Origin of the sequence: Myxococcus llanfairpwllgwyngyllgogerychwyrndrobwllllantysiliogogogochensis (assembly GCF_006636215.1) — a bacterium.
Lineage (GTDB): Bacteria > Myxococcota > Myxococcia > Myxococcales > Myxococcaceae > Myxococcus > Myxococcus llanfairpwllgwyngyllgogerychwyrndrobwllllantysiliogogogochensis.
In genome coordinates, this window is the sequence record NZ_VIFM01000990.1 from 1 (window position 1) to 390 (window position 390).

Annotated in this window: 1 protein-coding gene; it reads right to left on the minus strand. The window is 71.0% G+C overall.

The genetic code is table 11. The features are described from left to right. Nucleotides 1-390: Crp/Fnr family transcriptional regulator (locus FJV41_RS51610; protein ID WP_141649704.1), on the minus strand; the 390-nt coding region annotated here is incomplete at both ends.

Genomic DNA, 390 nt, shown 5'->3' on the forward strand with positions numbered 1-390 from the left:
GGCGTGGACCCATGCCTCGTCGGCCCCATCCGGCAACCGGCTCAGGCAAGCGGTCTCCCCCGGCAGGATCGCATCGAGGGCGGCGGCGAAGTTGTGGGCGAGCGGTTCCGGATCCGGGCCGTCCGTCACCGCCAGCACCACGAAGGTGCGCGGCGCGTGATGCACCGAATGGCCCTCGTAGAGCGTGCGCAGGCGCTCGGCGAGCATGCGGGCGAAGTAGAGGAGCGTGTGCGGATGCTCCGTGATCACGGTCTCGAAGGCGGCGCGGGTCAGGCACAGGAACTGCGAATCTCGCAGCGCCATCACGGTGGCCGCACGCGGCGCCTCGGACAGGAGCGCCATCTCGCCGAAGGTCTCGGGCGGGCGCAGCCGGGCGATCCGGGTGAAGAT